The sequence below is a fragment of the Streptomyces sp. NPDC003011 genome (assembly GCF_053591515.1).
In genome coordinates this window covers 8,065-11,083 of record NZ_JBSFTY010000156.1, presented here as the reverse complement: position 1 = coordinate 11,083, position 3,019 = coordinate 8,065, and the positions used below count along the sequence as shown (strand labels likewise).

Genomic DNA, 3,019 nt, shown 5'->3' with positions numbered 1-3,019 from the left:
GCGGTCCCGGTCCTCGGGGTCGGCTCGCTGTTCCTGATGAACGGGGTGAAGGACGGCGCGCTGGACCGTATGACGGGCTCCCCCGTGGCGGCCTTGCGCGTCGGGGCGGCCTCGGGGCGGTGGTCCGGGACCGCCGCCGCGCCGCCGCCGCATCCGGTGAGCAGCAGGGACGCGGCCAGCAGCGCGGCGGGGGGTGTGCGTCTGATCATGGTCCGACCCTGACCGACAGTTGTGAGGAACCGGTCAGGGTTCACGGGCCTGTTCGGGCCACGGGCGGTTCGGCTTGCCCGCCGTGCACAGCCGGATGTGGAACAGGGCGTCCAAGTGCTGGCCCGACTCCCCCGCCACCAGGCGCGCGAACCGTGCGGTCGTGCCGTGCCGTCGCGGTCTCCGGGCCGCCCAGGCACGAAGGACGCGAAAAGAAGGCCCGGTCGCCGACGGCCGTGCGCAGGGCGTTCAGGGGGCCGGCGCCGGTCAGGCCGTCTCCTGGGCGGCGGCCCGCCCCGCGGCCCGCCCGGAGAAGAGGCAGCCGCCGAGGAAGGTGCCCTCCAGCGCGTTGTAGCCGTGCACGCCCCCGCCGCCGAAGCCGGCGACCTCGCCCGCCGCGTACAGCCCGTCGAGGGGCTTGCCGTCGGTGCCCAGGGCGCGGGAGTCGAGGTCGGTCTGGATGCCGCCGAGGGTCTTGCGGGTGAGGGTGTGCAGCTTGACGCCGATCAGGGGCCCGGCGGCGGGGTCGAGGATACGGTGCGGGGTGGCGACGCGGCTGAGGCGGTCGCCGATGTAGCGGCGGGCGTTGCGGATGCCCTGCACCTGGGCGTCCTTGCTGTACGCGTGGGCGATCTGGAGGTCCCGTGCCTCGATCTGGCGCCGGATCCGCGCCGCGTCGAGAAGTGCCTTGCCGGTCAGCCCGTTCATCTTCTCGACGAGCTGCTCCAGGTTCGGGGCGGTCACGAAGTCCGCGCCCTTGCGCAGGAACGCGTCGACCGGGCCGGGCGCGCCCTTGCCGAGCACTCGCTCCTTGACGAACCCCGCGCGGTCCTTGGCGGTGATGTCGGGGTTCTGCTCGGAGCCCGACAGCGCGAACTCCTTCTCGATGATCTTCCGCGTGAGGATGAACCAGGAGTGGTCGTGCTCGGCGATGTCCTCGGTGGTGCGCAGGTGGGTGAGGGTGCCGAGGGTGTCGTAGCCGGGCAGGCACGGCTCCGGCAGGCGGCGGCCGAGGGCGTCGAACCACATCGAGGACGGGCCGGGCAGGATGCGGATGCCGTGGCCGGGCCAGATGGGGTCCCAGTTCCGCAGGCCCTCGGTGTAGTGCCACATGCGGTCCCGGTTGACCAGGCGGACACCGGCGGCGGCGCTGATGTCGAGCATCCGTCCGTCGACGTGGGCGGGGACGCCGGTGACCATCTCGGCAGGCGGGGTGCCGAGGCGCTCGGGCCAGTAGCGGCGGACGATCTCGTGGTTGGCGCCGATGCCGCCGGTGGTGACGACCACGGCCCGGGCGGTGAGTTCGAAGTCGCCGACGCGCTCGCGGCTGGAGGCGACACCGCGCGGCGAGTGGTCCTCGGCGAGGACGGTGCCGCGGACCCCGCGGGCCGCGCCCTCCTCGACGACCAGCTCGTCGACCTGGTGGCGGTGGTGGAAGGTGAGCAGCCCGTCGCGCGCGGCCTGTTCGGCGTAGCCGACGAACGGCTCGACCACCCCGGTGCCGGTGCCCCAGGCGATGTGGAAGCGGGGTACGGAGTTGCCGTGGCCGTGGGCCGTCAGGTCGCCGCGCTCGGCCCAGCCGACGGTGGGCAGGAACGAGATACCGTGCCCCTGGAGCCAGGACCGCTTCTCCCCCGCCGCGAACTCGACGTAGGCGCGCGCCCAGCGCACCGCCCAGGAGTCCTCGTCGTCGACCCGGTCGAACTGGGCACTGCCCTGCCAGTCGCTCCAGGCCAGGTCGAAGGAGTCCTTGACGCCCAGGCGCCGCTGCTCCGGGGTGTCGACGAGGAAGAGTCCGCCGAAGGACCAGAACGCCTGCCCGCCGAGGTTGGCGGCGTTCTCCTGGTCGACCAGCGCGACCCTGCGGCCCCGGCTGGTGAGTTCGTGGGCCGCGACCAGTCCCGCGAGTCCGGCTCCGACGACGATGACGTCCGCATCCATGGCGACCGCTGCCTTTCTCATTGGGGTCTCGTACGGGTCTCGGGGGGCCTGCCGCGGCCGTCGGTCAGCAGCGCGGTGAGCAGCTGGCCCAGCCAGCCGCGGGCGCGCTCGACGTCCTTGTCCAGCAGCAGCTGGGTGGTGACTCCGTCGTACGCGGCGACGACCGCGTGGGCGGCGCCGTCCACGCCGCCGAGCACGGCGGGCAGTGCGGTGGGCCCGGTGGCGCGGGCGAGCCGGTCGGCGACCGCCTGCCGCAGGCGCTCCCGGTGCTCCAGCAGGGTCCGGGCGATCGCCGGGTCCCGGGCGGCGTGGACCAGGAAGTCGGTCTTCACCAGCAGCCAGTCCACGTCCAGCAGCAGCACCTCGGTGACCCGGTCCACGGACGCCGCGACGTCCAGTTCGGGTCCGTCCAGGGCGAGCGCCCGCGCCACCTGTTCGGCGATCAGGTCGGCCCGCTGCCGGTAGAGGGCGAAGAACAGTTCGTCCAGGCTGTCGAAGTTCGAGTAGAAGGCGCCCCGGCTGTAGCCGGCCGCCTCGCAGACCTCCTCGATGGAGACGCGCCCGAACCCCTTGGCGGCGAAGACCGCGAAGGCCGCGTCCAGGAGGTTGGCCCGCGTGCGCACCCGGCGCCTGGTGACGCGCCCGCTCGTCTGCTCCACCGCCATGCCCGGTCCCCCGTCGTTCGATACGTGAATGTATCCGATACGGCGGTGTATCGAAAGGCCGGACCGACCGGAGGACCCGGACCGGCCGGAGGCGGTCCGGCCGGAGGACCTGAGGACCTGAGGACCTGAGGACCTGAGGACCTGAGGACCTGAGGACCTGAGGACCTGAGGACCTGAGGACCTGAGGACCTGAGGACCTGAGGACC

Annotated in this window: 2 protein-coding genes and 1 pseudogene; 1 reads left to right on the top strand and 2 read right to left on the bottom strand. The window is 73.0% G+C overall.

The window, feature by feature from the left end; translation table 11 throughout:
* Nucleotides 1-222, top strand: a pseudogene (locus ACWD0J_RS40425) (hypothetical protein); the annotation flags it as partial.
* A 252-nt stretch (nucleotides 223-474) separates the two neighbouring features.
* Here ACWD0J_RS40425 and ACWD0J_RS40420 read toward each other — a convergent pair.
* The gene (locus tag ACWD0J_RS40420; protein WP_451500856.1) at nucleotides 475-2,148 is read right to left on the bottom strand and encodes an FAD-binding dehydrogenase; all 1,674 of its coding nucleotides are present in this window, start codon (nucleotides 2,146-2,148) and stop codon (nucleotides 475-477) included.
* 17 nt (nucleotides 2,149-2,165) lie between these two features.
* Entirely contained in the window at nucleotides 2,166-2,813 is a 648-nt protein-coding gene (locus ACWD0J_RS40415; RefSeq protein WP_451500854.1) for a TetR/AcrR family transcriptional regulator, read from the bottom strand.
* Between the last annotated feature and the right edge of the window lie 206 nt (nucleotides 2,814-3,019).

Excerpts from the sequence above, each read along its gene's own strand:
- ACWD0J_RS40420 (WP_451500856.1), bottom strand. The coding sequence starts at position 2,148 with ATGGATGCGGACGTCATCGTCGTCGGAGCCGGACTCGCGGGACTGGTC.
- ACWD0J_RS40415 (WP_451500854.1), bottom strand. The coding sequence starts at position 2,813 with ATGGCGGTGGAGCAGACGAGCGGGCGCGTCACCAGGCGCCGGGTGCGC.